This is a genomic window from Corynebacterium sp. HMSC077G07, from assembly GCF_001809225.1.
GTDB lineage: Bacteria > Actinomycetota > Actinomycetes > Mycobacteriales > Mycobacteriaceae > Corynebacterium > Corynebacterium jeikeium_D.
Window position 1 is genome coordinate 82,439 of record NZ_KV796535.1, and the last position, 25,493, is coordinate 107,931.

Here is a 25,493-nt window from a genome sequence, read left to right on the forward strand (position 1 = left end):
CAACCTACAACGGCTAGCTACGTCCTCTGGCTGGAACGGGCCTAAACAGCTGTAGAGTCGCCGTTGACACTGTCGCCGTCGCCAAGTGCGGCAACCAAATCGCGGCGCGCACGGGCGACGCGTGAGCGAATAGTGCCCACGCGACAACCTGCGATTTCCGCGGCCTCCGCGTAGGAGTAACCCAGCACCTGCGTCAGAATGAGTGCCTCGCGGCGTTCTTCCGGCAGCTGCTCCAGCAGCACGCGGGCGTCGGCGAGCTCTGACCACGACTCGCCAGTCGTAAACTGCTCGGCAGCGTTTTCCACTTCCACCGCAGACTTCTTCGGGCGCGCCGAATCATGGCGGACCGAATCCACCCACACGCGCCGGGCCAGCGACAACAGCCAGGTGCGGGCAGAAGAACGCGCCGCAAAACGGGGAAGTGCCCCCATGACACGCAGATACGTCTCCTGCGTTAAATCATCCGCAGCATCAACGCCGCCCAGATGTGCGACCAAACGCCACACGTCCTTCTGCGTCAGCCGCACGAACTCCGTCAGCGCAGCCTGATCACCGCGACCGGCTTTCAGCGCCAGCTGCGTGATGTATTCGTCATTAGAGACGAGGCGTGCGGGAGTCATGGCAATAGCTTAGCAACTTAAAACCTAAAGATAATTCGCCTGGCTGCACGTGGCCTCACCTGCAAAAAGCAGGCGGCGACGCAGCCAGGCGAACTAGGGGCTGAAGTGTTAGAAGCGGATGGCGTCGATGGGCTTGACGCGGACTGCGATGGTGGCCGGGATAATACCCGCCAGCGCGCCCACGAATGTCGCGACCAACACGCCGATTACCGCGGCCGTGACGGGGTAGGCCACGGCACCGGTCTCCAGCGGCAACGCCAGCATCTTATCCAGCGGCAGCTGCTTGACCGTGATGATCGAGGCAATCACGCCAACTACGCCCGCCACCGTCGTGGCGACAATCGACTCCAGGAACACAGAGATAAAGATCCTGCCTGCCGACGCGCCCATTGCGCGACGAATACCAATCTCACGGACGCGGTGACCAATGGTGACAATCGAGACCGTGAGCAGCCCCAACGCGCCAAGCGCAATCACAATGCCGCCGATAATGCCCAGCGCAGTGGTGATGGTGTTATTCATCTCCTGGGAAATCTCCGTGTCCTTCTCCGACAGGGAGGTATTCACCTTCCAGCTGGGGCCGAGCTCCGCCTGGAAAATATTGTGCAGCGCCTTCTGGTTCTCCTTCGCGGACTCTTCAGGCGTTGCGACGAGCAGTTGCGGCTCACCCACCGGACCCTCGTAGCCGGCATTGAGGAAGGAATCGTAGTGCGTGACAATGCTCGGGGCATCCCACGATCCGAGGGACTTATACACTCCCACCACGGTGAAGGTGGTGTTACCCGTTTCCTTCAACCTGAAGGTTGGATGGTCGGCTAGTGCTGGGTTGCCCAGACTTTCGTAGAACTGGTCGTTGACCACGACGGGGTTCATCAAGCGCTGGCCATCGGCATCTTCCAAGCGGCGTCCCTGCACGATGGTGCGGGCGTAGATATCGAACCAGCCCGGGTCAGCGGCAATCAGCTCGGGAGTACCTGGCGAAAAACACTCGTAATCATCCGGAGCGCAGTCATCCATATTGTGCTCGGGTGTCGCTGGCTGCATGCGAACCCGCGACCACAAGTTGGCGTGAGTGGTCTCCACTAGGCGGTGAGCGGCAGTGGAAAAAGCGTCGTTGATAGACCCGTCTGGGTTGATGACGCTCAAATCGTCCGGGCCGTTTCCACCGGTGCCCTCGCCGCCGAAGTCGCCAAAGCTATCGGCCATCGTGCCGTCGCTGAAATCGCCGCCGAAGCCGCCATCGCCGAAGTTGCCACCATCTTCAGAATCGGAACTACCCGCTCCGGCAGTCAACGTAACCGTGCCGGCGATACCCGTACTCTGTGCGGTGACCGCATCCTGAGAGCTGGTGAGAATATTGCCAAGTGCAATCACTGTGGTCATCGCCCACACTGCGGCAGCCACACTGACCAGCGACAGCATGATGCGGCCACGGTTAATGCGCAGCTCATGCCACGCCTCCAGCAGAGCGCCGAGATAAGGCGTTGCTGCATAGAGGAAGGAAGGCCGTGACTTCGACTCTGTTTCTTTATTCGTCGTCATCAGCAACCTCCTCGGAGCCGTGCATGGCGTTGGCAGCAGATAGCAGGACGGAGTCGGCGTGCAACTGACCGTCGCGAAGCTCAAGCACACGATCGCCGCGCTCGGCGACCTCTAAATCGTGTGTGATCAGAATCAATGCGGCGTTGTTTTCCGCCGCGACTTCTTCGAGCAGATCCATAACGATCTTGCCGGTGTCGACATCGAGCGCACCAGTGGGCTCATCGGCAAGAATGAGTTGCGGTTGGCGTACGAGCGCGCGGGCGATAGCCACACGCTGCTGTTCACCACCGGAAAGCTGCGAAGGCGTGGCCTCTAGGCGGTCCCCCAGGCCGACGCGCTCCAGCATCGCAGCGGCGAGCTCAGTGCGATTCCAGAACTTCTCACCTCGGTCGTACATCAGCGGAACCTCGACGTTTTCCAGCGTGGTGCGGGAGGGGAAGAGGTTGAACTGCTGGAAGACGAATCCCAAATTATCGCCCCGGAGCGCAGCGCGTTTCCTGTCCGACAAGGTGGAAATATCGGTGCCGTTGAACGTGTACGTGCCAGAATCCGGCAAATCGAGCATGCCAATGATGTTCAGCAGCGTTGACTTACCCGAACCGGACTGGCCGACAATGCTGAGGTGCTCACCACGTGGCACTTCGAGGTCGATGCCTTTCAAAATAGGCAGCTCCTCGCCGTTGGGCAGCGTCACTGTTCGAGTGACTGCGGTCAAACTAAGCATGGCGCGGGCCTACTTTTCAGAGCCAGCGTCATCGCCGGACTCATCGAAGCCAGTGTCACTGCCATCACCAGCGCCGGTGCCAGTGCCGTCGCCGCTGCCGTCGCCAGCGAACTCGTTCTTGTAGGAAGGCACGTACTCCAAAACCTGCTGGCCTTCCTTCAGACCACGCTTGATTTCAATGAAAGTGCCATCATTGGCGCCCAGTTCGACCTTGATCTTGGTGGGCTTGCCGCCATCCTTAGCCGGCGCGTAGACAACACCTTCGCGGAAGCGTCCCTCCACGGCGGTCACTGGCAGTGCTGGAACCTCCGAGGTCGTGCCGCTGCCAAGAATCAGCGTTGCGGGAACACCTTCGTAGACGGTCTGATCTGCGGGAATATCGCAGCGCAGCTGTGGGCCGCCCGAGGAATTACCGGCAGCGGCGGCACCCATGCCAGCGCCGTCTCCGGCACCAGCGCCAGCGCCTTGCGAGCCCGCGCCACTTCCCGTGACCGTCTTCACCGAATCACACAAAAACGGTGCCGGGCCATCGGTGATAGCGAGGCGGCCATTGTTAATCGAGTCTCCCAGCGTGTACAGCTGGCTCGGCTTGATAGGTGCTACGGCGTGGAAGCTATTCGGCGAAATGGTGCCAATTTCCTGGCCAATCTCGACCGTCTGGCCAATGACGATATCCCACTGCACAGTGCCAGAAGCCTTAGCGGTGATGTTGCCCCAAGTCACGGTAGTTTCGGGTGCGGCGGCTGCGGCGCTTTCATCATCGGAATCCGCGCCGCCGGAGGTGCTGGCAGTCTCGGACACCGAGGTCTTCTTCACTTGGAGCAGGTTTTGCCCCTCTACGGCGTTGCCACCGCTGTTGACAAAGGCGTCAGTGATTTCACCAGACGCGTTGGCGCGGATCACCGTGGGCTCATCCGGGACGATGGTGGCAGACAGCTTCTGCGTGTTATTGATCCGCTGAGGGGATAGCTCCGTGGTGGGCTGGGAGAAATCACCGGTTGCTTGCGCATAGTCCTCGTCGTTAGCGGGGAAGAATGCGATCTTGAGAAGCGCAACGGTCGCCAGCAACGCCAGCGTGTACTTGAAGACTATGAGCGCTTTTGCGCCCCTCCCTTGTTTTTTCATGTCTGCAGAAGTATCCGATCAAAATCCAAATTGACAGCGTGGTACGCGAAAAATCCTACCCTCAACGCCTGCGGGCAGTGGTAGTGCTGGCTATACCTTTTATTCACTGCTGATAGGTATTGCATGAAAGCGCGGTAAGTGCTTTTCGACGGTCATTGTGTGTGGTTTTCGCGGAGGGAATTTTGCCCTTTTTAGGGCCGAGTGTTTGCGGCTGATACAGCGAACCTAATCGGACTAATAATTAAGGCCACATATCAATCGCGGGAGACTAATAGGAAAAATATGAAACTTCGTGTAGGGTGGAAAACGTCAGGGCATGTTGTGACTGCCATCTAGCCCCTGTCTTTAGGAGGAAATCCCCATGTCCAATCTCTATGAAGGTTCCAATGGTCCGACCACTCGCCTCAACGGTGCGCCGGTTCCTACAGAGCAGCACTCGCTAACCAATGGCCCACAGGGAGGTATTAACCTCCACGACATCCACCTGCTGGAAAAGCTCGCGCACTTCAACCGTGAGCGCATTCCGGAGCGCGTTGTTCACGCTAAGGGTGCAGGTGCTTTCGGTGAACTGACCATCACCGAGGATGTCTCCAAGTACACCAAGGCTGCAGTATTCCAGCCGAACACGGTCACGCCGATGCTGGCGCGATTCTCCACTGTCGCAGGTGAGCAGGGCTCCCCGGATGGCTGGCGTGACGTGCGCGGCTTTGCACTGAAGTTCTACACCGAAGAGGGCAACCTCGATATCGTGGGCAACAACACGCCAGTGTTCTTCATCCGCGATGGCATTAAGTTCCCGGACTTCATCCACTCTCAGAAGCGCCTGCCGGACACAGGTTTGCGCGACGCCAATATGCAGTGGGATTTCTGGACTGCCTCTCCGGAGTCCGCTCACCAGGTCACTTACTTGATGGGTGACCGCGGTATTCCGAAGGACTTCCGTCATATGGATGGCTTCGGTTCTCACACCTATCAGTGGATTAACGCTGAAGGGGAGCGTTTTTGGGTTAAGTACCACTTTAAGACTCGCCAGGGCTGGGAGTTCCTGACGGATGATGAAGCCGCCGAGCTGGTTGGCGAAAACACCGACCACGCTCGCCAGGATCTCTTCGAGGCGATTGAGCGCGGCGACTACCCAACCTGGGACGTCAAGGTGCAGATCATGCCTTACGACGAGGCCGCCAGCTACAAGGTGAACCCGTTCGACCTGACCAAGACCTGGTCTCAGAAGGACTACCCGCTGATTCCGGTCGGCCACTTCACTCTGAACCGCAATCCGGGCAACTTCTTTGCTGAGGTTGAGCAGGCCGCTTTCGCACCGTCGAATACGGTCCCGGGTGTCGGCTTCTCGCCGGACAAGATGCTGCTGGCGCGTGTGTTCTCCTACGCTGATGCGCACCGCTACCGCCTTGGCGTCAACAGCGATCAGCTGCCGGTGAACCAGTCTCGCTGCCCAGTGAATTCCTTCTCGCAGGATGGTGCGGCCACGTACTACTACTCGGATCCGAAGCTGCCGGTTCACGGCTCCAACGCCACCGCTCGCGGCCCGGAGGCCGATACTGAGGCTGCGGCTAAGGCCGCTGGTTGCCCAGTGCGCTCCGGTCACGCCGGCCAGGTCGATGCTGGTGCCTTTGGTCAGTGGGAGAGCGTGGGCGAAGAGTTCTACGCTGGCGCCTACGTGCAGCACCCTGAGGATGATGACTTCTCGCAGCCAGGCGACCTTGTTCGCAACGTGATGGACGATGCCGAGCGCGATCGCTTGGCAAACAACATCGTCGGTGCCATGCAGGGTGTTTCCCCAGAGGTGGAGCAGCGTGTCTACCAGTACTGGACCAACGTTGATTCCTGGCTCGGTGCCGAGGTGGAAAAGCGCTTTAAGGCAACGAAGTAAAGCAACCGCGTAGGGCTGTGCAGTAAAACCGCAGAGTAGAGCTGCACAGTCACGCGGTAGATCAAAGTAAATAGAAAAGCGTTAGCCCTGCAAATGGTTGAACCATCTGCAGGGCTAACGCTTTATTTAAAACTTCTGTCTGTGCATGACAGCCACGGCTTTGTGGTTGCCTGCACGCCGGCCCGGTTTGGGCGGCTAAGGAACAACCCTAAGTGTGAGCTGTTTTAGGCACCGATGCCCGGCAGGCTCGGGGAGCCGTTGAAAAGCGACTTCGGAGCAGCTGCAGCCTCGTCGGCTTCTTCGGCGGACTCGGACACCTCTCGACCCTGTTCGGCAGCGTCGGAGACACTATCAGCCTCAACGCCGGAGACGTGGGTGGAGTTGTCGTTGTGGGTGGACTGATCGTTCGTGATGTTGATGTCCATGAAGTCGCGGCCGAACGGAGCGTTCCAGTCACCGGTTTCCAGGAGGGTCAGGTCACCATCGATGGTCGGGTTAATCTCGAAGGTGACGTTGACGGTCGGGCCGGAAGGCATTGCTTCCAGAACCTCAACGATAGGAGTGACGTCCATTTTTGGTGTTCCTTTTAGACAGTAACGAAATGAAGAATATCGGTTTTAACTGAACAATAAACCGCAGTCTTTTTTAGAGACTGGCGGTTTATTGTGTCAAGGATTGGCGGAGCTATTGTCCTGCCATGAAGCCCAGGAGCTTACTTGGCGCCGATGCCAGAGATGCTCGGGTTCAGGAAGTCGAACTTACGCTGGTCGGACTTGTCGACGGTGGTCTCCGGGTTCAGGAAGTCGGAAACCTCGACGTCGTGGGAGTCGTGGGTGGAGTGGTCGTCGGTGACGGAGATGTCCAGGAAGTCGTTACCGAACGGCAGGTTCAGGTCGCCACCGACGTTAGCGAAGTTGACGTCGTTGCCAGCCAGCTGCTCGAAAGCCGGCAGCGGGCTCTCGACGGTGACGGCCGGAAGGGCTTCGAGGATGGTTGCGATATCTTCTGCGGAGCAGGACATGAGAAAATCCTTAGGTTCTCGGGGGTAAAGATTTTGAGTCGCTCTTGGCTGACTCACAGAAATTAAGTTAACCGATGGGGCAAGGGGCTGCAATGAAAAAATAAGTGCCTCGATCCGCTTTCGGTCGGTTGCGTCCCTCAAAGCTCGCTCAAATTCGCCTAAAAACATTGGAAAGAGGGCGGTTTTGTGGTGTCTGTGACGACTCCGGCCTCTGCCTGAATATCGGATGACAAAAGCGTTGTTTTCTTAAAATTTACCGGGATTGCATTGATTGTTTTGTTCTTGGTGTCACAAAGGTGCAGGCAAACGGCAAATTCATCACAAATGATAACTAAGGGTTCCCTAAGTAAGGGAAACCAAAGTTTAGTAAATGGCAAAAACTGCCACTCAATTTAGGGGCATAAGCGGGGTTAACGAGCGGGCCATAGCCCATGAGAGGTACATCACATTGTGGGAGGCCAAAAGTGTGGGGAAATATACCCCCTTTTGGGTAGGCCGGGTGGCCTAAAGGGGGTGTCGGAGCGCGCTGAGGGGTCGCTGTGAAACTGGCCGCTAACGGTGTGTTCAGGACGTTTCCCGCGCCGCTAGCTACCGCTCCGGGACGTAGTCCTCAGCGGAGCCGTCACGGGCACCCAGCACCGCGCGTCCAAGTACTTCGGAGGCGACGGTAGCGACGACCAGGACAGCAACAATGGCCAGAATGGCGGTGAGGGTTTTGCCCCACGTCAGATCGCCCTGGTCGGCCTCTAAGACCAAGTTGGCAATCACCAGCGCGGGGATGCCCACCATGATTCCGGCGGAAAGTTGGTTCAACCGGCTCAGGGCATCTTTAGAGCGCCACATGGCCACGCCCGCCAGGAGCAGGTACAGAGATCCGCCAATGACCAGCACGGCAAACAAGATAGTTACAAGGATTGAAGCGATACTCATAGTGCGATTCGTCCTTAATCGGTCTTAGCGGCGGCCACGGGAAATAACTCGGGCCAGGCCCACGGTCGACAAAATGCCAAGCAAGCCCGCCAGCATTGCAATATCGAAAGTAATGGCTGTAGTCCGCAGCATGGCAGTTGTGAGGAACACTCCCACCATGGGGTAGAAGGCGGCGTCGGAAAGCACTGCGCGTGAGACATTGCCCTTGACCCGGAAGATCAGCACCACGCCCACAAGCAGCGCCACTGAACACAGAGCAATGCCAATGCCGCTAATTACCTGTACTGCGGTGGGATCGATCAATGTGTCATTCATGAGCGTGCTCCTTTGTCTTCGCCATTGGAGGCAATGCCATCCGGCAGTGGCAGACCATGGTCGACCTCAGCGGCAACACCGACGACGGCATCCGGGTCAATGAACTGGTCTGCGTTGTATTCCTCGAAGACAAATGCCTTCGGGCGGGGGACATCGCGGAGGCGGGGGACGAGGTGCTCCTCCATGTCGTAGAGGGAGTCGTACAGCGCGTCCAGGTCGGCACCGAAGATCGCGTGGATGATAAACAACCGTCCCGCATCGGTTTCACGGACGCCGCAGACCAGCGTGCCCGGGGTCATGGTGATGGACTCGGCAAAGAGAGTGACCTCAAGGTCAGACTTCACACGCAGCGGCAGTCCAATGAGCACCGGCTGCTGCTTCTGGTTCGGGCGCAGAGTATCGAGCACCACGTCCGTCGCAGCTACAACAACCTGCCAGACCAGCCAGAGGGAATAGCGGATAACGTGTAGAAACTTCATCAGTAAATACCTCCGATGGCGTTTTCAACTCCGCCGAGTGTGGCCTCGCGGTAGCCATCAATATTCAGCAGCGCATCGGCCGCGCCGGTGGTCGCCCAAGTGACGGCGCCGACCGCGACGAACATGGCCACGGAAACAATTGCCAGCATGGCGGACGGCGCAACCAGCGTTCCCGGAACACGAACCGAATCATCCACGCCCTGCATGGGTCGGCCCCAGAAGACCGCGCGCCACAGGCGAATCATGGCCAGCAGCGAGCCCAGTGAGGCAACGATGATTGCGGTGATCGCAACAATCGAGCGAGCATCGCCAGTGGCGGCAGAGGCAAAGACAATGCCCACCTTGCCCCACACGCCGGAAAACGGTGGGAAGCCCACAATGGAGAAGCTCATTGCCGCCATCACCCAGGCAACCGCTTGGTCGCGGCGAGCAAGCCCCGAAAGCCTAGAGAGCGTACCCGTACCGTAGGTCTCTTCCACCGCGCCGGAGCCCAGAATGAGGGCGCCGACAGTCACCATGTGGTGGATTGCGTAGAAAATACCCGCAGCCAGGGCAGCCTTGGCGCTGCCCCCGTCGTTAGCGTCCGTGAACGCCAACACGATCAGAATGAACGGCATACCCGTGACCATCTGGTAGGCCAGCACCTCACGCATGGTGTTCTCCGCGAGACCAGCAAACGCGCCGACCAGCATCGAGATCGCCATGATGATAATGATCGGCCAGTGCCAGGAGGGATTCATGCCCACAATCACGACGTAAATGCGGAAGAGCATGTACACCGCAACCTTCGTGTGCACCGCAGAGAACAGTGCCATCACCGCAGGGCTTGTCGACGGGTACGTCCTCGGCAGCCATGTGTGCGCCGGAACCAAACCAGCCTTCACACACAGCGCAATGATGACAATGCCCAGCGCGACCACACCCGTGCCGCCGGGGCCGCCCTCGCTGGCCATGTCGGCCAGCATTGCGATGTTCACATTGCCCGCCGAGCCGTAAATCAGCGCGACACCAATCAGCAGCACCGTGGAGGTCAAGAGGTTGACCAGCACGAAGTTACGGCCAGCAGCCAGGCGGTGCCAGGTACCGGTTACCGCGATCAGGCCATAGGACGGCAGCAGCATGACCTCCATGAACACGAAGAAGTTGAACAAATCGGCAGTCAGGAAAGCACCCGACATACCGGACAACATCATCAGCGTCAGGGAGGGGAAGAACCGCGAAGTGTTTTCGCCCGCGACGTGGGCGAACCAGTTACCGATGGCAACCACAGCCGCGGCCACACCCAGCATCAGCATGGAGAACGTGTCCGCCAAGAAAGGAATCGAGATACCACCGGGGAACGCGCCCACACCGTGGCCGACCGGGCCGTTGTCAGCGACGTAGAACATCACCCAAAACGCAGCCAGCGACGACAGTGCCGGAACGGCGATGCCCATCGTCGCGCGCATCCACAGCTTCGGCAGAATGGCTGCGACCGCCGACAGAATCAGCGGCAGTGCCGCAAACAGCGGCAGTAGCGAAGACAGAGTTGAAGGGGACATTGCAGAGGTCATTGCAGAGGCTTCTACCATTTCTCGTCACCGCCGAATGTGGTCTCGCGCGGGAACTTATTCGGAGCCGAAGAGACCCCTGGGGTGCCGGTGACCGTGGAATCCGAGTCCGACGGAATGTGCTTACCCGCACGACGACCAGCCGTCGACAGCTGTCGCATAGCCTCGCGGTCCTCATGGATACGAGTGTCGTCATCGCGGCCCAAACCAGACAGAGCCAGCATGAACGCGGTGACGGCCATGGTAATCACGATGGCCGTCAGCACGAATGCCTGCGGCAGCGGGTCAGCCATCTGCTCGGCAGCGCCAGCGCCCGCAGTGGTCTCGTTGCCCAGCAGCGGTTCGCCGCGCCAGGCGCCGACACCCGTGGACAAAATAATCAGGTTGGCGGCATGGGAAATCAGAGTCATACCGATGATGGTGCGCAGCATGCCGCGCTGTAGCACCAGGTACGTGCCACCGCCTGCGAGGACGGCAGCCATGATGGCGATAATCACTTCTTGGCCTCCTCAACGGTGGCATGAGCTGGGGCGGGGGCTGGAGCGCTCTCCGCTTCTGAGGCGAACACGCCCATCTCCGGCGGCACCCGCAAGCTTGAGCGGTCTGAGTAGAGATCCTGCATCACATCGTCCGACCCGGTCACACCAGGACGGTTCGGGCCGCCCAGGAGATTCAGCGCGGTTGCCACAATGCCGATGACGGCCAGGTACACGCCGACGTCGAAAAGCAATGCCGTGGTGAGGTGCTGACCCAGGAACTCGCCGTACAGCGGTGCCAAGAACGACCCCTTGGCGAAACCGATGAAGCCCGTGCCGATAGCCGTGATGACACCCGCAGCGCTGAGCACTGCCGGGATCTTCTCGCCAAAGACCAGCTCGTCGCGGTCCTTGGACAGGTAAATCAGCATGACGGCAGCGGCGCCAATCAGCGCCGCGTTGAAGCCGCCGCCCGGAGCGGTACCGCCGCGGTAGAGAACCACAGCGGACAGGGCGAACAGAAGCGGAGCCAACCAGCGGACCAGCCAACGCATCATGATGGAGTTCAGAGCGGGCTCCGCAAGCGGGGAAGGCTGATCGAGCAGGTGCGGGAAGCGAGGCATAGACGTGACAACCGCCGCCATCGCGACACCCGCCATACCGAGAACCGCCAGCTCACCCATGGTATCGAAAGCACGGAACTCAACCAGGATCACGTTGACAATGTTGGTCTCGCCCGTGACCTTCTCAGTGTTATCGATGTACCACTGCGCGACCTCAGGCATCTGACGACGGCCAGTGAGGAACCACACCGCGCCGAACGTAGCCAAGCCCACGGCAACTGCCACAACCGCCGCCGAGGCACGGCGGTTCTTCGAGGTCTCAGAGAACGCACGCGGCTGGAAGCGCAGCACCAGCATCATCAGCACGACAGTCAGGATTTCCACCATGAACTGCGTCAATGCCACATCCGGTGCGCCCAGCAGGAGAATCTGCAGCGTGACACCAACACCGGTGACGCCGAGCAGCACAGCCGCCTGCAAACGGTTCTTCGCCCGAAGCGTGGCCCACACGCCAATCACGACAACAACCAGCGGAATCAGATCGGTCAGGTGATCGATGCCGTCGATCTTCGGCAGCACCGGAGCGCCCCCGACACCCGGAGCGATTGCAATAACCAGGGCGTACACCGCGAGCAAACCAAGCAGCGGCAACAGGTGACGCGATGGCTGATGCGAACGCGCCACCTTGCCCATCGCGCGCCCCACACGCTGCGAGACGCTCAGCGACGCGTTGATTGCCTCCACACCAGTGAACGGGAAGAGCTTGCGGTCTGCCATGACGGCGCCTACGCGGGCACGAGTGAAGATGAAGCCCACGCCGACAGCCAGCACAACCACAGAGATGATCAGCGGCACATTCACGCCGTGCCACAGGCTCAAGTGCGATTCCTGAGTCGTGCCAGCCGGAAGCTGACCGACCGTATCGGCCACGCGGTCCAGCGGGCGGTTCAAAATAGCGCCGGCAGCGAAGGCGGCTGGAAGGCTAAGCACGCCAGGGATGGCAGCCGGGAGCCACAGCGAAATTGGAGCCTCAGTGATGTGGTCCACGTTGCGCGGACCATCCACAAATGCACCGAACACCAAACGTGCCGAGTACGCGAAAGTACCAATCGCACCAATCGCCGCCACCGTCAGCAGAATGACGACACCGGTGTTGCTGAGCGGCGCACCTTCGAATGCGGTCAGCATGCCTTCCTTCGACATGAAGCCGAAGAACGGCGGAATTGCCGCCATCGATGCCGCACCGAAAATCATCGAGCCAAAGCTCCACGGCATCTGCTTCCACAGCGGACCGAGGCGACGAATATCGCGCGTGCCTGCCTGGTGATCAACCACACCAGCCATCATGAACAGCGAAGACTTAAACATCGCGTGCGCAATGGTGTGCACAACCGCAGCCATAATCGCGAACTTCGTGCCCACACCAATCGTGGCGACAATCCAACCCAACTGCGAGACCGTCGAGTACGCAATCAGCTTCTTCAGGTCAGTCTGCTGCAGCGCAAAGTAGGCCGTGGCAACAGCCGTCCACATACCCATGACGATCAGCAGCAACTGCCACACGCGCACGTCCGCGAAGACCGTGGAAAAACGCATCAGCAGGTAAACGCCTGCCTTGACGACGGCCGCAGCGTGCAAGAAAGCCGAGACGGGAGTTGCCGCCGCCATGGCCTCTGGAAGCCAGGCGTGGAAGGGGAACTGAGCTGCCTTCGTGAAAGCGCCCAGGGCCACCAGCGCGGCAATGAGGCTGCGCGCTGCCGGGTTGGCCTCCCACTCAGGCGAAGCCAAAACCTCGGTGAGATTCGTGGAACCGGTTAGCCACACCGCACCGCCGAGGGCGGCCAGAAGCAGCAGGCCACCGGTGAAGGTCAGCAGGAGTGTGCGCAACGAGCCCAGCTCGCCCGACGAGCCCGACCTCGCAATGAGCAGGAACGACGCCATCGAGACCAGTTCCCACCCGATGAAGAGGAGCATGATGTCGTCGGCAAGCACGAGGAGCAAAACCGCCAGCATGAACGCCGTCATCAGGACGTAGAAGCTCATCGCGGATTTCTTCGGCGGCAAATACGCGGTGGAGTAGATGAAGACTATCGAGCCCACCAACAGCGCCAAGAAGCTGAACACCATGGAGAGGGGATCGAGCTTCAGCGCAAACGCCGCGTTCAGTTCCGGGGACCAGACGCGGGACCAGGTGAAGGTGGTGCCGTCGAGAATATCGCCCGTTACACGCGAAAGCTGGACCACCGACGCGAGAAAAAACGCGACGATGGGCCAGCCTGCGTGACGACCAAGAAGCTTCACAAACAGCGGGGTCAGCGCCAGGGCAACCGCGACCAACAGCGAAACCGAAAGGAGGGTCAGGCTGTTGGCGGAAGTTTGGGCTGCTTGGGTGGCTTGAACTGCTTGAGCTGCTTGAGCTGCGAGCGTTGTTGCGTGCTCTGCGGAGCTGCTTGCTTGGGGGGTAATCGTTGCCGGGGCAGAAAGAACGGAATCTAAAGAATTCAATGTTGCCGATACGCCGCCGGACGCAAACTCAGAAGCCAATGTCTGGTCTGGTGGTGCGGTCGCCGACGGCGGACTGGCTGTAAAGGAGCTGGCTGATGCCAGAGCTGTTGCCAGGTGCGTCACTTGGGGGCTACTTTCACATTGCTGTTAAAAAGGTTCGTACTTCTACAGACTAACAGCCACGAAAATGCTCCACGCGGGGTGAAAGGGGCATTTGGGGGAGCGGGGAAAGGCTGTGCGGATGCAGTTTTCCTGGATCCAGTAGTGAATAAATAAATGAACGGGTGATGGGCGGCGGCGGTGGGCTGCTTCAAGTTAGTGACTGCGGTTATGGCAAAAATAGCCCTACCGGGTGCTGATTGTAGCTTGCGTTGTCAAGTTCGGGTTGAGGGGCTATTTCTGAAGTGCCTCCGGCAAAAGCTTGTTGAGTTCTTCTCTGGTGAATTACTTCAGTCCGTCCTCTTTTAAGGGTTTTTGGGCGGTACTGAAACTCTTATCATCGGTACGTTCCACATTGCAGTAGGCCTCAGCGGTCTCTGCTATCAGCACGTCACGACGCTTCCGGGCTTCGGCGATGTCGAGCTCTGGGAAATCTACCAGAAGGGACAAGTACTTTCGTATAAGGAGCCACAGTTGATCACCGGCTTTGCGGTGTCGTGCTGCCTTGGCTCCGATCTCGAGCCGGAAGCTGTACGAGTTGAGAACCAGCAGGAAGAAGGTGATAACCGCAGTGATGGAGGCTATCCAAATCTGCAGGGTAAAGAACACTCCTACCAGTCCAGCGGCTGAAAGCGCGGACAGCACAATCTGGGCCACTTTGATACGGTGTTCGGTCCGGGTGAGTCGTGTGCGTTGCTCTTCTTGTGCAGCGTGAGAGTAGACTACGCTCCCATATCCATTCTCAATTTGTGAGTAGAGCACGTCGCGTTCATGCTGCTGGGAATTTGTCAACGTAAATCAACCTCCACATCTGCGCTGGTTCTGGGTCGTCGCTATAAACGGCACGACGGCTGATGTCTGCGTAGAGCTCCGACTAGAAGTGTGTAGAAATAGTGATTTTGTGTCACGCCAGGTAACACATTCCACGCTTCGCGAATTTCCTGTTCTGTTTTCTATATGGTTTCCGACAACTCATAGATGTTGCGAGTGAGAACAGCGAATAGGGGGTTATTTCCAACGTGGTACGGGTACTTTACGGTCGCAGGATTATTCAGACGGTTTTTACGTTCTGCATTGACAGCACTGGCAGCGTCCAAGTTGGTCTTATGAAACAAGACACGCAGCGGCTTGTAGGTTCCCATCATCTTATTCCTAACGTTTTATCGACCATGTTTCGAAGTTGCAAAAGAACAAGATCTTTAGCAAATAGCACACATTCAACTAAGCCCTATTTACAAAACTTCCATTTTTGCAAATATGCCCAGATTTTGGGGCCCCAGAAAAACCGAGGTGAAGATTTTTGTGGGCGGCGTTGGAGATCGCTCGCATATGGCGACTCGCTCCCTCGTTATGTTTGTAATACGTCTTTCCAATGGTGAGGGCGCTGAGTGAGTCTGCGCAATCCTCTCTAACAACACAACACGACCCTTAGGTTAGACTTGCCTAAGTGGCTCTGGTAATGTTGGTATTATGGGCACAAATAAAAATGAACCCTGCCTTCCGCAAAATGACCGGTCAACTCATGTTGCGGCAGGCCATTGGGTGCTTGCACGGGCTGGCAAGCGAGTTTTACGCCCGGGCGGATTGAAACTAACGAATCGATTGTTGGTTGCGGCCGATCTATCTGGCAAGAAAGTGTTGGAATTCGCTCCGGGATTGGGACGTACGGCCATGCTCATGCTTGAGCAAGGAATCGCCTCCTACACGGGCGTGGATCAAGATCCAGATGCCGTCGCACGAGTGCAGGCCGTTGTTGGGCCGAGGGGCACAGTTGTAAATGCCAATGCGCAAGACACCGGCCTTGAGTCCGAATCAGTTCAGGTTGTGGTTGGTGAAGCGATGCTGACCATGCAAGGCGATAAAGGCAAGCGAGGGATCATCGCCGAAGCGTTCCGACTGCTTAAACCAGGCGGTTGCTATGCGATCCACGAACTTGGACTCACCCCTGACAGCATAGACGCGGCGCTTGCGGACCAGTTGCGACAGCGCCTAGCCCGCACGATTAGGGTTAATGCTCGCCCTCTTACTTGCAGTGAATGGTGCGGATTGTTAGAGCAGGCGGGTTTTTGTATCGAGTGGGTGGGGTATGAGCCGATGGCTTTGCTATCCCCACGTCGTAATCTAGCCGATGAAGGCATAGTCGGAGTTGCGCGAATTATGCGTAACGTTGCGCGTGATAAGGAGTTGCGTCGCCGTATATTGGATATGCGCGCAACGTTCAACGAATACCGCGACAGTTTAACCGGCATCGCTATCGTCGCGCGCAAACCCGCCGCTAACCTGGAAGCAAAGGAGAGCTGATTATGACTGAACTCAAACCATCATCAGCCGGCGCACTGGGGTTTATTGAAAACCTTGCGCAGCGCGTTGAGTATTGTCCGAACTCAACCACTTCTACAACGCTAATGCGCGCTGAAGGGGTGAACGTGGTGTTGTTCTCGTTCGACGAGGGAGAGGAACTATCCGAGCACACCGCCGCGATGCCAGTGATTGTTCAAGCCCTTGAAGGTGAAATCGAAATCAGCGGGGACGGTAAAACGGTGACGTTGCGTCCCGGTGGAATGGTGCATTTTCCTACGCGCCTACCACATGCGGTTAAAGCACTAACCAAAGCAAAAATGGTGCTTTACATGATGAGCCGACCACCGGCGAACTAAGTAATTGACGTCAATTCGCGCAGGAGCGGACCTGTTCTGCCCGCTCCTGCGCGTTGACTTTAAGCAGTATTCAAAAGGGTGTGGCCGACCAAGCTGCTTTAGTGCATGTTGCACACAATTGATGATGAAGTGATGCGGGCGAAAATGCGCAAACTCCGCGTATCTACATTTGCGGATATCTTCTACGAGATCGTCAGCGACGAAGCCTATGCCGACCCCTGCCAGAAGACATTTTCCTCGCAGCAGTCGACGAAGCCTATGCGCAACGCCAACAACGCAATATCGCCAAAGCAATCAGCCTAGCCAAGTTCCGCTACTCCAAACGCCAGCCTGGCTGAAATTACCAGGGCAGAAGAACGAGGTATCAACCTGCGGCAGTTGAAGAGAATCGCGGCAACGAACTGGCGGTAAAACCCAACCAACATTCATATCCTCGCCCCGACTGGGGCCGGCAAAACATATATTGCCTGTGCTCTTGGTGTTGCGGCCTGCCAAGCAGACTACTCGGTGGCCTACTACCGGCTAGATCAGCTCGTTGACATGTTGGCGGTCTTCTCACCGACTGACCAAACCTATCTCAATCTGATGCGCAAACTGATCAACATTGATGTCTTGACCTGGGCCGATCCTAAAAACCAGCCCGACCCATAGTTATTCTATGATCCCTAAAACCGCTTATCTGCATTCACCCCCATTAACGGTGAATCTTCAGATCAAAACTAGAAACAGTATATAAAAAGTATTATACATCTTAGGTGAGCCTTACCTTGCTTACTATTCAGGAATCGAGGTTTACTATGACCCAACAGTCCTCTACGTCCACACGGAGTACAAGCTCATCCAGTGGGTTGACGGCACGTTTAAACACCAGAGATCTCATCAACGCTGGCATCTTTGCTGCACTTTACTTTGTGATCACCTTTGTAAGCGGAATGATTGGATTCGCAGGACCACAATTCATGTTTATTGGATGGTTCATCGCGGCAATCGCAAACGGAATCGTGCTAGCGCTTTATGCCGCCCGCACGCCCAAAATGGGTGCTTTCACCCTCGTCGGTGGTATTAACGGACTAGCATTCATGCTCACCGGACACTACTTCTGGACCCTGCTGGGAAGCATAATTCTAGGGTTTATCGCGGATTTGATTATTACAAAAAGCCACCTCAGTATTGCCAAGTCCTTCCCTATTGCCTACGGCGTCTTCTGTGTCTGGATTTCTTTGCCTTTTATCCCGCTAATTCTGGATACGGACTCCTACTACGTCGATATCGCAGACCAAATGGGGCAAGAATATGCCGATGCTATGTCGGATATCTTCCAGCCATGGACCATTGGAGTACTGGCCATTTGTGCGCTCATCGTCGGCTTTATCGGCGGAAAGGTCGGAGTTCGCGTCAGCCGCAAACACTTTGAAAGCGCTGGTCTCCTGTGAGCCTGCAAAAACAGGGCGTGCTTCGTCGATCTTCGATCGATCCACGGACCGTGCTGCTTTCTGTTCTAGTAATCAATGCGGTAGCTCTCAGCCACGGCCACCTACCGACACTGCTGATTTCTATCGCCTTCAGCTCCATCGCACTAGCTACAGTAAAGCCACACTATGGTCTTATTTGCCTGTGCGCTTTTGCATTATCCTATCTAGGGTATTGGGGCCTATTACAGCTTCCTGGCTCCACATTTTTCGCTTTTTCAGCGGCAATTTTTTCGTGGCTAAGCCGTTTTGTCATCAGCATGTCCATCGGCGCATTCGGCTTGCTCACTCTCACACCATCCACGTTGACCTCAGCACTGCGGGACCTGCGTTTACCAGGCTGGGTCACCATTCCACCGGCGGTATTCCTGCGCGTTTTGCCGATCATCGTGGCAGAAGCCAAAGCCATCCGCGATGCCATGGTCCTTCGGGGTCTCCAGCCTGGAGTAAAAAGCTGGATCACACAGCCCACACAATCGTCCGCGATGCTGGTCATCCCCTTATTAGGTGCCGTCGTCCGCGCTGGTGATGAGCTCGCTGCCTCTGCTCTTGTCCGGGGATTGGGAGGACCCGCACGCCCAACCACCACCGCCGATCTTTCCTTCAAGCTTGTCGATGCAACTGCACTAGCTGGGTTGGGCCTCGTTGTTGCCTCTGTCTGGCTTCCCACGGAGGTCCACTTATGAACGAACGCAGTATCGCAACCAGTGTAGACGCCCACAACGTTTCTTTTACATATCCATTGGGAGCTCGACCAGGCATTCAAGGCGTATCTGATGTGTCTTTTTCTGTCTCTCCAGGACAGTGTCTACTGATTACCGGTGATTCCGGATCGGGAAAGTCCACGGTACTCAAGTTGATCAACGGACTCATCCCCCATTTCAATCCAGGAGAGCTACTAGGCACCATCACTATTATAAAGGATGACCAGGCTTTTACCCCTGCGGAAGAACCGCTGTCCCGAGCCATCGAGTTCAGCGCCTCAGTATTCCAGAATCCAAGGACACAATTTTTCACTGAAAGCGTCAATGCAGAATTGGCCTTCGGGCTAGAAAACCTTGGTGTAGATCCCAAAGAAATTGAGTCGAGGATTCAATCAGCGGTCGAGCTACTAGGCATTAACGATCTTCGGGGCCGGCGATTCAAAGAATTATCCGGTGGACAGTTACAAACCGTGGCATGCGCATGCGCGCTTGTGTCCCCGGGCAGTCTCGTGCTTCTCGATGAACCCACGTCCAATCTCTCCATGGAAAGCATCGATATTCTTGCACGCGTGCTACACCGCTTGAAGGAATTAGGCACAACGATCATTATCGCTGATCACCGCCTCTTTTTCTTAAAAGATATCGCTGACCAAGTTATTTACTTGACTCAGGGAAAAATAACGCGGAGTTTCCACGCTCAGGAGTTTTATGCCTTAGACGAACCCGAACGCAAACAATTGGGGCTACGCAGCTTACACCACGTTCCCCTGCCCGCGAGCGTGCCGGTACCACCCACGCTCGAAAACGCCGATCCCCAGCGGAGCGGACTCGAGCTAAGCAACATCTGTTTTTCTTATGGCACACATGAGGTGTTAAACATTGACCACGCATTTTTCCCCAGCGGCGAAGTCACCGCCTTAATCGGGCCCAACGGCGCTGGAAAAACCACTCTCGCTAGGATCATTTGTGGTCTTGCTTCTCCCAAACGCGGCGGTAGTCTCCGTTTGAACAGCAAACGAGTAGGAGCGGCTGCCCGCAGACGTGCCGCGTACATGGTGATGCAAGATGTTGGCCGCCAATTATTCGCAGCCACCACCGAAGAAGAAGTCACGCTCGGACTGGCAAAGAAGAAGCGGGACCACATCGATGTCAATGAGATTCTCCATCGCCTCGATCTGGCAGGAATGGCTCAACGGCATCCGCAGTCTCTGTCCGGTGGGCAACGGCAACGCTTAGCCATAGCTTCAGCCCAAGCCGAGCAAGCAGCGATCTACATCTTCGATGAACCTACCTCTGGCGTGGGCTGGCGCCAACTGCAATCCATCTCTGCGCTACTTCGATCTCTTGCAGCAAGCGGAGCAGTGGTCATCGTCATCACCCATGACCACGAATTCATCCAAGAATCAGTCACCAGAATCATCGATATGACTGACATCAACAAGAATTGAGAAAGAAATGTCTGAGGTAAAACAAAGTTCCACAGAATCAAGCGGAACCCACGCACCAGAATCACACGGTGCGTCACCGGAAGAAGAGGCTCGCGCAAAACTAAAAGCCGGCCAGGTCGCTCTAAAAAAGCTACTGGCCCCAGTGCAAACAACCATCTACTTCGCACAGTTTCTCGCGCTTGTATCCTCGGTACTCGCCGTAGCACCCTACGTCGCGTTGGTGGCACTGGGAAATGCTCTAATCGACGGCAATACTGATGACGTCGCGTCCATTGTGAAATGGCTACTTGCTGCATTTTTGGGCCAGCTATTCTTCTATTTCCTTGCTCTTGCGATCACCCACTTCGCTGATGCGAAGCTGGTGGGGATTAACCGGCGCCGAATTATTACCGCTATTGCGAAAGCACCACTCTCGTGGTTTAGCCAGACTAATTCCGGCAAAGTTCGCAAAGCCGTCGAGGACGATACGTTAACTCTGCACACCCTGACAGCCCATGCTCCTGTAGAGCAGGTTGCCGCGATTTTTACGCCCCTCGCGCTTCTGGTTTATGCCTTTATCTTGGATTGGCGCCTTGGTCTACTTTCTATTGCCACTGTGCCCATTTTCCTAGCAATCCAAGCGTATTCAATGAAGGATATGGGCACAAAAACTGCGGAAATGGATAATTATCTGGGTGAGGTCTCTGCGACTGCGGTGGAGTTCTCCGAAGGTATTTCCGTCGTCAAGGCTTTCGGCACCGTTGGCAAAGCCCACGCTCGATATCGCGAAGCTGCCCAAAAATTCGCGGAATTCTATTACGAGTGGGTACGTCCGCTTCTGCGTGTTTCCGCAATCTCAGAGTCTGTGGTGGCGGTTCCTGTCCTCATTCTTATCAATGTAGGAGTCGGTTCCCTGCTGATAGCTGGTGGCTATGTCACGGTCGCTGAAGTCATCGCAACAACGTTGATTGCGCTGGTGATCCCGGGCACGATTCAAACCGTCGGCCGAATGTTGTGGTCTTACCAGCTCGCTGGCAATGCGGCGTTGCGCCTTGATGAAGTCATGACAATTTCCCACGTGAAAGAAGGCTCAATGAGCCTCGATGCCAGTAGTCAAGACATGGAGGTGGAGTTCCATGAGGTCAGCTTTAGCTACGCCCCAGACGCACCAGTCCTCCAAGGCTTTTCTGCGCAACTAAACGCAGGCACTGTCACGGCATTGATTGGCCCCTCCGGGTCTGGCAAATCCACAGCAGCAACGATGCTGGCGCGTTTCCAGGATCCAGATTCGGGCACAATCACTATCAACAACGTGGATATCCGTGATCTCACTTTCGACAGTTTGTACCGCACTGTGGCTTTCGTCTTACAAGATCCTCACTTACTGCGCATGAGTATTCGGGAAAACATTCGCCTTGCACGCCCAGAAGCTCGCGATGAAGAGATCTGGCAAGCAGCAGAGGCCGCGCACATAGCTGCTGATATTCGCGCTTTACCGGCTGGGCTCGACACCGTTGTTGGTGAGGACATCTCTTTATCCGGTGGACAACAGCAACGTATTTCTATTGCACGGGCAATTATTACCAATGCCCCAATCTTGATCCTAGATGAAGCTACTGCGGCAACTGATCCTGACTGCGAAGCAGAAATTCAAGCAGCTCTAGCCACACTCGTCAGAGGCAAGACCGTCTTGGTCATCGCCCACAAGCCGGAGTCCATCCAAGGCGTAGACCAAATAATCTGCCTCGAGCCTATGAAGGATAATTCTCATGTCTAATGCCACTACGCCTGCTAGTTCGCGTCTTCTTGATCCGCTACTCACTCGCAGTGTCAAAAAGCTGCAAAGTCCTGTAGGCCATAAGCTCAATAAAAGGCATGCTTGTCTATCGCTTATCGTTGGCGTGCTTGACGGCCTCGCTGTTCTCACGCTCGTGCCACTTACAAAGGCACTCGATGGGGATACGACGATCGCACCATGGATGTGGATTCTTTTGGCAATTGCGCTCGTAGCTTTTGCGCTACGATTTTTCGCAACCATGGCCTCTTACCACACGGCCTTGGATTTCATCCGAACCGCGCACACGACTGTGGGTGATAAATTAGCAACGCTACCGCTCGGCTGGTTCGTACCGGCTAATACCGGCGGCCTATCTCGCCTCGTCTCAGATCGCTTTATGGTGGCGGCCGAGACCATTGCGCATACTCAAGGAACGATATACCGCGATAGCGCGGCACTTGTCACCTTGTTAGTAGGAGCGTGTTTCTGGAACCCGAAGCTGGGCTTGGTCCTTCTTATCATCGCACCATTGGCGCTCGTGGTGATGCAGTTGGCTGCATGGATTCGTAAGAAAGCATCGAACCGCGCACTCGGGCCGAGTAAAGAGCTCTCCCAGCGCATCGTAGAATTTGCTAACCGTCAACCAGCCCTGCGCGCGGCAGGACAATCACAAGTTTTTGCGCCACTAGAGCAAGCGCTAGAAATCGACCATAAAGCACGAATACGCGAGCTATGGGTATCCACATTAGCTTTGCTACTCAACGGCATAGTAGTGCAGATCTTCATCGTGGCTCTCATTATGGTCTCCGCGGATCTTGCCGTTGAAGGCGCCCTATCGCCACTAGAAACAATTGCGATCATCGGAATCAGCTTGAGGTTTACCCGCACGCTTGAGCAGCTGGGTTCTTCTTTCGTCGGTTTAGACGCAGGTCGTATCGCGCTCACAGAAACTGAGCTCATCACCGATGCCCCTTCCCTGCCAGAACCCACTACTCCGCGCCCAGGCGATGGTTCGGGAAGTGTAGAGCTGCGTAATGTCACGTTTGGATACGGCGATAAACCAGTATTGGTAGATATCGCTTTCCGTGCTCGACCAGGCACCGTTACCGCCATTGTCGGTCCTTCTGGCTCCGGAAAGACCACAATTGCGCGCCTTATTTCGCGATTCTGGGATGTAGATTCCGGGGCGGTGATGGTTGACGGCGTAGATATCCGCGAGCTTGGAACCGAACAGTTAATGTCCAGACTGTCCATGGTCTTTCAGGATGTCTACCTCTTCGACGACTCGTTAATCGCTAATATCCGCGTTGGTCGTCCCGACGCCTCCGATGAGGAAGTCTTCCGCGCAGCTGATCTTTCAGGCGTGACTTCTATTGCCAACCGCCTAGGGTGGCATACTCCTGTTGGTGAAGGCGGGCGGCTTCTATCCGGTGGTGAACGCCAGCGCGTATCTGTAGCTCGCGCGCTTCTCAAGCAAGCGCCGATTGTACTCTTTGATGAGGCTACTTCCGCGCTCGATGCAGAAAATGAGGCAAACATCCTTGCTGCGATGGACGAGCTACGGGAGCAATCTACTTTTATTGTCATCGCCCATAAGCTGGATACAATCAAATCTGCTGATCAAATCGTAGTCTTGGATGAACACGGGCAAGTCAGCCAGCTGGGCACGCATTCTGAGCTTTCCGTTGTCCCCGGTATCTACCGTCACTTCTGGCAGCAACGCAAAGCAGCACGCGGGTGGAAAATCAGTTCGGGACGCGATTAACGCGGGAACCGAGATCGGCGTTGTTTGCGGGGGCACCCTTCTCCCCCGCAGCACGGCGAACCCTAAGTGCACCAACAAAGCCCAGAGCGAGGAATGCGGTGGCGGCGACGAGCGACCACTGCGCGGCGTTGGCCATGCCTTCGCTTAAGGCCCGCACCGCTGCCCCAGGAGCACGGTGCTTTGCGTTGCGGAGGCTTGCCCGGAGTCATCGACGGGAATATCCCGCAGCACCGTGCCTGTCAGCTGCGCGGAGGCGAACCAGAGGCCCAAACCCAGGAAGGCACTCAAACCACCCGGTCCTAAAAACTAGCCCGGCCCAGATGCTGGTTAATTTCGATCCTGTATAAAATCACCGATTCTCCGTGCGATGGATTCGAGCGTCCCATTTCCAGACGGCGAAATGTTCTCCATTCGTCCTTTGCCTTCGCTAGGTGAGGCTAAATCTAACCTAACGGTATCAGCTGCGAAAACCCGTTGATTGATGAGGCCTACTGCTTTTTAATTGCATGTTCGATCGCCAATTCAATTCGAGTCCAATTTATGAGTTTTATCGCTTGAGGCTGCACCCATTCTTCGACGCAGGCTGGGAATTCCGGCGTGGTGCAGCGACGGTCTGTTAATAGACCATCTTTGGCTTCGTGTAGTAGGTGCTTTACGGTATTATGCGCTTGCTTGAGTAACTCTAGCTTTTTAGCAGCATCAGGTAGCTCAGTGGCAAAGAGCTGTTCTTTCAAATCCGGAGGCCAAAGTGACTGGGAGTTGTTCTCGAAATCATCGAAGTATGTAAATGGATCGAATCCGATCCATTGTGAAACCTCATCAATGAATGAAGTGATTGCCACCTGAATCGGAATTAGAACCCCTTTAAGTGCTTCATTCGTGAGTTTTTAATAAGTCTTTGGGGTGGGGGATTTCGCTAGTTCGTTGAGTGCGGTGGGGCACTGGACATCAAGGTGCTGGTAGCACCTTCAAGCGAGGATCCGTCTCGTGTGATGACGTCTGGATATGTGGGGTAATTGCCATGGAACAACCACTTCTGGATGTTCCCTTCGGAACTGTTCCGATCGGCTCCGGACGGTAGTGGGCGCTTTTCCATTCCCAAGGATTCCCACGGTGTGACGATTGCCTGAATTGGTACTTGGTAGGCAACGGACAGCTGAACGAGTTCCTCAATGGTGATTGCTCTATCGTCGTTCTCGATTTTTTCGAGGATGCTGACAGCGAGTCGAGAGGTCCGAGCCGTGCAATGGCTCAATCTTGGGGCAGACCTCGAATTTCTCGAAGACGTCGAAGCTTGATGCGGACGACAAAGGAGCTCAAAACCTGGGAGTCGTGACGGCCGGTTCGTTGTGCACGATCTGCGGCATAGTGCGGCTTGTAACTGGCTCGGAAGGGAAGTGCCGGTAAATACCGTACGATATTGGCCTGGACATGCAAATCTTGAAACTACGGCGATTCACGCCACTTATTCGGGGATGGGAATCGACCTGGCAGCATATGAACGGATGAATAGGTGACAAACGGGTGACAGGATGCGCATAGAAAAACAGGCTGGCAATCCACACTTCTGAAAAGTGCAAATCACCAACCTGTTCTAAATGGTCGGGGTAGCGGGATTTGAACCCACGGCCTCTTCGTCCCGAACGAAGCGCGCTACCAAGCTGCGCCATACCCCGAGGCCACAGACACAAGCTAGAGCATAGCTCCAGCGCTGTGCTTGCGAGGACTTACTTTAGCCCGACGCCGAGCAAGAATGCAAAACGCCTGCTTAACGGGCTGTGTGTGGGGGGGGGG

Annotated in this window: 24 protein-coding genes, 1 tRNA gene and 1 pseudogene; 9 read left to right on the forward strand and 17 right to left on the reverse strand. The window is 56.3% G+C overall.

The annotated features are described in order from the left end of the window. Nucleotides 1–41 precede the first annotated feature (41 nt). The 4 genes from HMPREF2562_RS06095 to HMPREF2562_RS06110 all read right to left on the reverse strand — a co-directional run bounded on the left by HMPREF2562_RS06095 (nucleotide 42) and on the right by HMPREF2562_RS06110 (nucleotide 4,011). Nucleotides 42–620, reverse strand: coding sequence for an RNA polymerase sigma factor (locus HMPREF2562_RS06095; protein WP_038627395.1), 579 nt, complete (start codon nucleotides 618–620; stop codon nucleotides 42–44). Nucleotides 621–728: 108 nt separating this feature from the next. Next, complete coding sequence (locus HMPREF2562_RS06100) at nucleotides 729–2,162, reverse strand: ABC transporter permease (protein WP_070549767.1); 1,434 nt, start codon at nucleotides 2,160–2,162, stop codon at nucleotides 729–731. Beyond that, nucleotides 2,149–2,886 carry an ABC transporter ATP-binding protein gene (locus HMPREF2562_RS06105; RefSeq protein WP_070549768.1) on the reverse strand — a complete coding sequence of 246 codons (738 nt, stop codon included), beginning with the start codon at nucleotides 2,884–2,886 and terminating at the stop codon, nucleotides 2,149–2,151. Before HMPREF2562_RS06105 ends, HMPREF2562_RS06100 begins: the two co-directional genes overlap by 14 nt. Nucleotides 2,887–2,895: 9 nt before the next feature. Then, nucleotides 2,896–4,011: an efflux RND transporter periplasmic adaptor subunit gene (locus HMPREF2562_RS06110; RefSeq protein WP_070549769.1), complete on the reverse strand. Its 1,116-nt coding sequence runs from the start codon at nucleotides 4,009–4,011 to the stop codon at nucleotides 2,896–2,898. 361 nt (nucleotides 4,012–4,372) lie between these two features. Here HMPREF2562_RS06110 and HMPREF2562_RS06115 point away from each other — a divergent pair, with 361 nt between their 5' ends. Beyond that, complete coding sequence (locus HMPREF2562_RS06115; protein ID WP_070549770.1) at nucleotides 4,373–5,902, forward strand: catalase; 1,530 nt, start codon at nucleotides 4,373–4,375, stop codon at nucleotides 5,900–5,902. Nucleotides 5,903–6,126: 224 nt separating this feature from the next. Here the strand turns inward: HMPREF2562_RS06115 and HMPREF2562_RS06120 are convergent, their stop codons facing one another. The 10 genes from HMPREF2562_RS06120 to HMPREF2562_RS11000 all read right to left on the reverse strand — a co-directional run bounded on the left by HMPREF2562_RS06120 (nucleotide 6,127) and on the right by HMPREF2562_RS11000 (nucleotide 15,042). Then, nucleotides 6,127–6,474 (reverse strand): hypothetical protein, encoded by a 348-nt coding sequence (locus HMPREF2562_RS06120; protein ID WP_016421912.1) that lies wholly within the window; start codon nucleotides 6,472–6,474, stop codon nucleotides 6,127–6,129. Between the two features lie 140 nt (nucleotides 6,475–6,614). Then, on the reverse strand, nucleotides 6,615–6,923 hold the full coding sequence (locus tag HMPREF2562_RS06125) for a hypothetical protein (protein ID WP_016421913.1): 309 nt from the start codon (nucleotides 6,921–6,923) through the stop codon (nucleotides 6,615–6,617). A gap of 588 nt (nucleotides 6,924–7,511) precedes the next feature. Beyond that, entirely contained in the window at nucleotides 7,512–7,853 is a 342-nt protein-coding gene (locus tag HMPREF2562_RS06130; RefSeq protein WP_016421914.1) for a monovalent cation/H(+) antiporter subunit G, read from the reverse strand. 24 nt (nucleotides 7,854–7,877) lie between these two features. After that, a complete protein-coding gene (locus HMPREF2562_RS06135; RefSeq protein WP_005511667.1) occupies nucleotides 7,878–8,168 on the reverse strand; it encodes a monovalent cation/H+ antiporter complex subunit F in 291 nt (96 codons plus the stop codon). Continuing rightward, nucleotides 8,165–8,647, reverse strand: coding sequence for a Na+/H+ antiporter subunit E (locus HMPREF2562_RS06140; protein ID WP_016421915.1), 483 nt, complete (start codon nucleotides 8,645–8,647; stop codon nucleotides 8,165–8,167). The genes HMPREF2562_RS06135 and HMPREF2562_RS06140 overlap by 4 nt, the downstream gene beginning before the upstream one ends. Next, nucleotides 8,647–10,188: a monovalent cation/H+ antiporter subunit D family protein gene (locus HMPREF2562_RS06145; protein ID WP_070546379.1), complete on the reverse strand. Its 1,542-nt coding sequence runs from the start codon at nucleotides 10,186–10,188 to the stop codon at nucleotides 8,647–8,649. The genes HMPREF2562_RS06140 and HMPREF2562_RS06145 overlap by 1 nt, the downstream gene beginning before the upstream one ends. Before the next feature lie 23 nt (nucleotides 10,189–10,211). Beyond that, entirely contained in the window at nucleotides 10,212–10,694 is a 483-nt protein-coding gene (locus HMPREF2562_RS06150) for a sodium:proton antiporter (RefSeq protein WP_070546318.1), read from the reverse strand. Then, nucleotides 10,691–13,597, reverse strand: a complete 2,907-nt coding sequence (locus HMPREF2562_RS06155; protein ID WP_070546380.1) for a DUF4040 family protein — start codon at nucleotides 13,595–13,597, stop codon at nucleotides 10,691–10,693. The genes HMPREF2562_RS06150 and HMPREF2562_RS06155 overlap by 4 nt, the downstream gene beginning before the upstream one ends. Nucleotides 13,598–14,185: 588 nt before the next feature. Further along, on the reverse strand, nucleotides 14,186–14,692 hold the full coding sequence (locus tag HMPREF2562_RS06160; RefSeq protein WP_070546320.1) for an SLATT domain-containing protein: 507 nt from the start codon (nucleotides 14,690–14,692) through the stop codon (nucleotides 14,186–14,188). Between the two features lie 161 nt (nucleotides 14,693–14,853). Further along, on the reverse strand, nucleotides 14,854–15,042 hold the full coding sequence (locus HMPREF2562_RS11000; RefSeq protein WP_049181712.1) for a hypothetical protein: 189 nt from the start codon (nucleotides 15,040–15,042) through the stop codon (nucleotides 14,854–14,856). Nucleotides 15,043–15,370: 328 nt separating this feature from the next. On the opposite strand from HMPREF2562_RS11000, the gene HMPREF2562_RS06170 reads away from it, so the two are divergent. From HMPREF2562_RS06170 to HMPREF2562_RS06205, 8 genes and pseudogenes are all read left to right on the forward strand, one after another. Further along, complete coding sequence (locus tag HMPREF2562_RS06170; protein WP_070546323.1) at nucleotides 15,371–16,201, forward strand: class I SAM-dependent methyltransferase; 831 nt, start codon at nucleotides 15,371–15,373, stop codon at nucleotides 16,199–16,201. Nucleotides 16,202–16,203: 2 nt separating this feature from the next. Continuing rightward, nucleotides 16,204–16,557: a cupin domain-containing protein gene (locus HMPREF2562_RS06175; protein ID WP_049181708.1), complete on the forward strand. Its 354-nt coding sequence runs from the start codon at nucleotides 16,204–16,206 to the stop codon at nucleotides 16,555–16,557. 105 nt (nucleotides 16,558–16,662) lie between these two features. After that, nucleotides 16,663–17,172, forward strand: a pseudogene (locus tag HMPREF2562_RS06180) (ATP-binding protein); the annotation flags it as partial. Between the two features lie 182 nt (nucleotides 17,173–17,354). After that, nucleotides 17,355–17,990, forward strand: a complete 636-nt coding sequence (locus HMPREF2562_RS06185; RefSeq protein ID WP_070546325.1) for an MptD family putative ECF transporter S component — start codon at nucleotides 17,355–17,357, stop codon at nucleotides 17,988–17,990. Nucleotides 17,991–18,040: 50 nt separating this feature from the next. Further along, a complete protein-coding gene (locus HMPREF2562_RS11125) occupies nucleotides 18,041–18,712 on the forward strand; it encodes an energy-coupling factor transporter transmembrane component T family protein (RefSeq protein ID WP_224783811.1) in 672 nt (223 codons plus the stop codon). Then, nucleotides 18,709–20,178: an ABC transporter ATP-binding protein gene (locus tag HMPREF2562_RS06195; protein WP_049181699.1), complete on the forward strand. Its 1,470-nt coding sequence runs from the start codon at nucleotides 18,709–18,711 to the stop codon at nucleotides 20,176–20,178. Before HMPREF2562_RS11125 ends, HMPREF2562_RS06195 begins: the two co-directional genes overlap by 4 nt. A gap of 7 nt (nucleotides 20,179–20,185) precedes the next feature. After that, nucleotides 20,186–21,934, forward strand: coding sequence for an ABC transporter ATP-binding protein (locus HMPREF2562_RS06200; protein ID WP_070546327.1), 1,749 nt, complete (start codon nucleotides 20,186–20,188; stop codon nucleotides 21,932–21,934). Beyond that, nucleotides 21,927–23,699, forward strand: coding sequence for an ABC transporter ATP-binding protein (locus HMPREF2562_RS06205; protein WP_070546329.1), 1,773 nt, complete (start codon nucleotides 21,927–21,929; stop codon nucleotides 23,697–23,699). Before HMPREF2562_RS06200 ends, HMPREF2562_RS06205 begins: the two co-directional genes overlap by 8 nt. Here the strand turns inward: HMPREF2562_RS06205 and HMPREF2562_RS11195 are convergent. The 3 genes from HMPREF2562_RS11195 to HMPREF2562_RS06215 all read right to left on the reverse strand — a co-directional run bounded on the left by HMPREF2562_RS11195 (nucleotide 23,680) and on the right by HMPREF2562_RS06215 (nucleotide 25,375). Further along, nucleotides 23,680–23,835, reverse strand: a complete 156-nt coding sequence (locus tag HMPREF2562_RS11195; protein WP_168162080.1) for a hypothetical protein — start codon at nucleotides 23,833–23,835, stop codon at nucleotides 23,680–23,682. The genes HMPREF2562_RS06205 and HMPREF2562_RS11195 overlap by 20 nt on opposite strands. A gap of 352 nt (nucleotides 23,836–24,187) precedes the next feature. Continuing rightward, complete coding sequence (locus HMPREF2562_RS06210; RefSeq protein WP_070546331.1) at nucleotides 24,188–24,541, reverse strand: hypothetical protein; 354 nt, start codon at nucleotides 24,539–24,541, stop codon at nucleotides 24,188–24,190. 757 nt (nucleotides 24,542–25,298) lie between these two features. Next, nucleotides 25,299–25,375: transfer RNA gene (locus tag HMPREF2562_RS06215), tRNA-Pro, on the reverse strand. Between the last annotated feature and the right edge of the window lie 118 nt (nucleotides 25,376–25,493).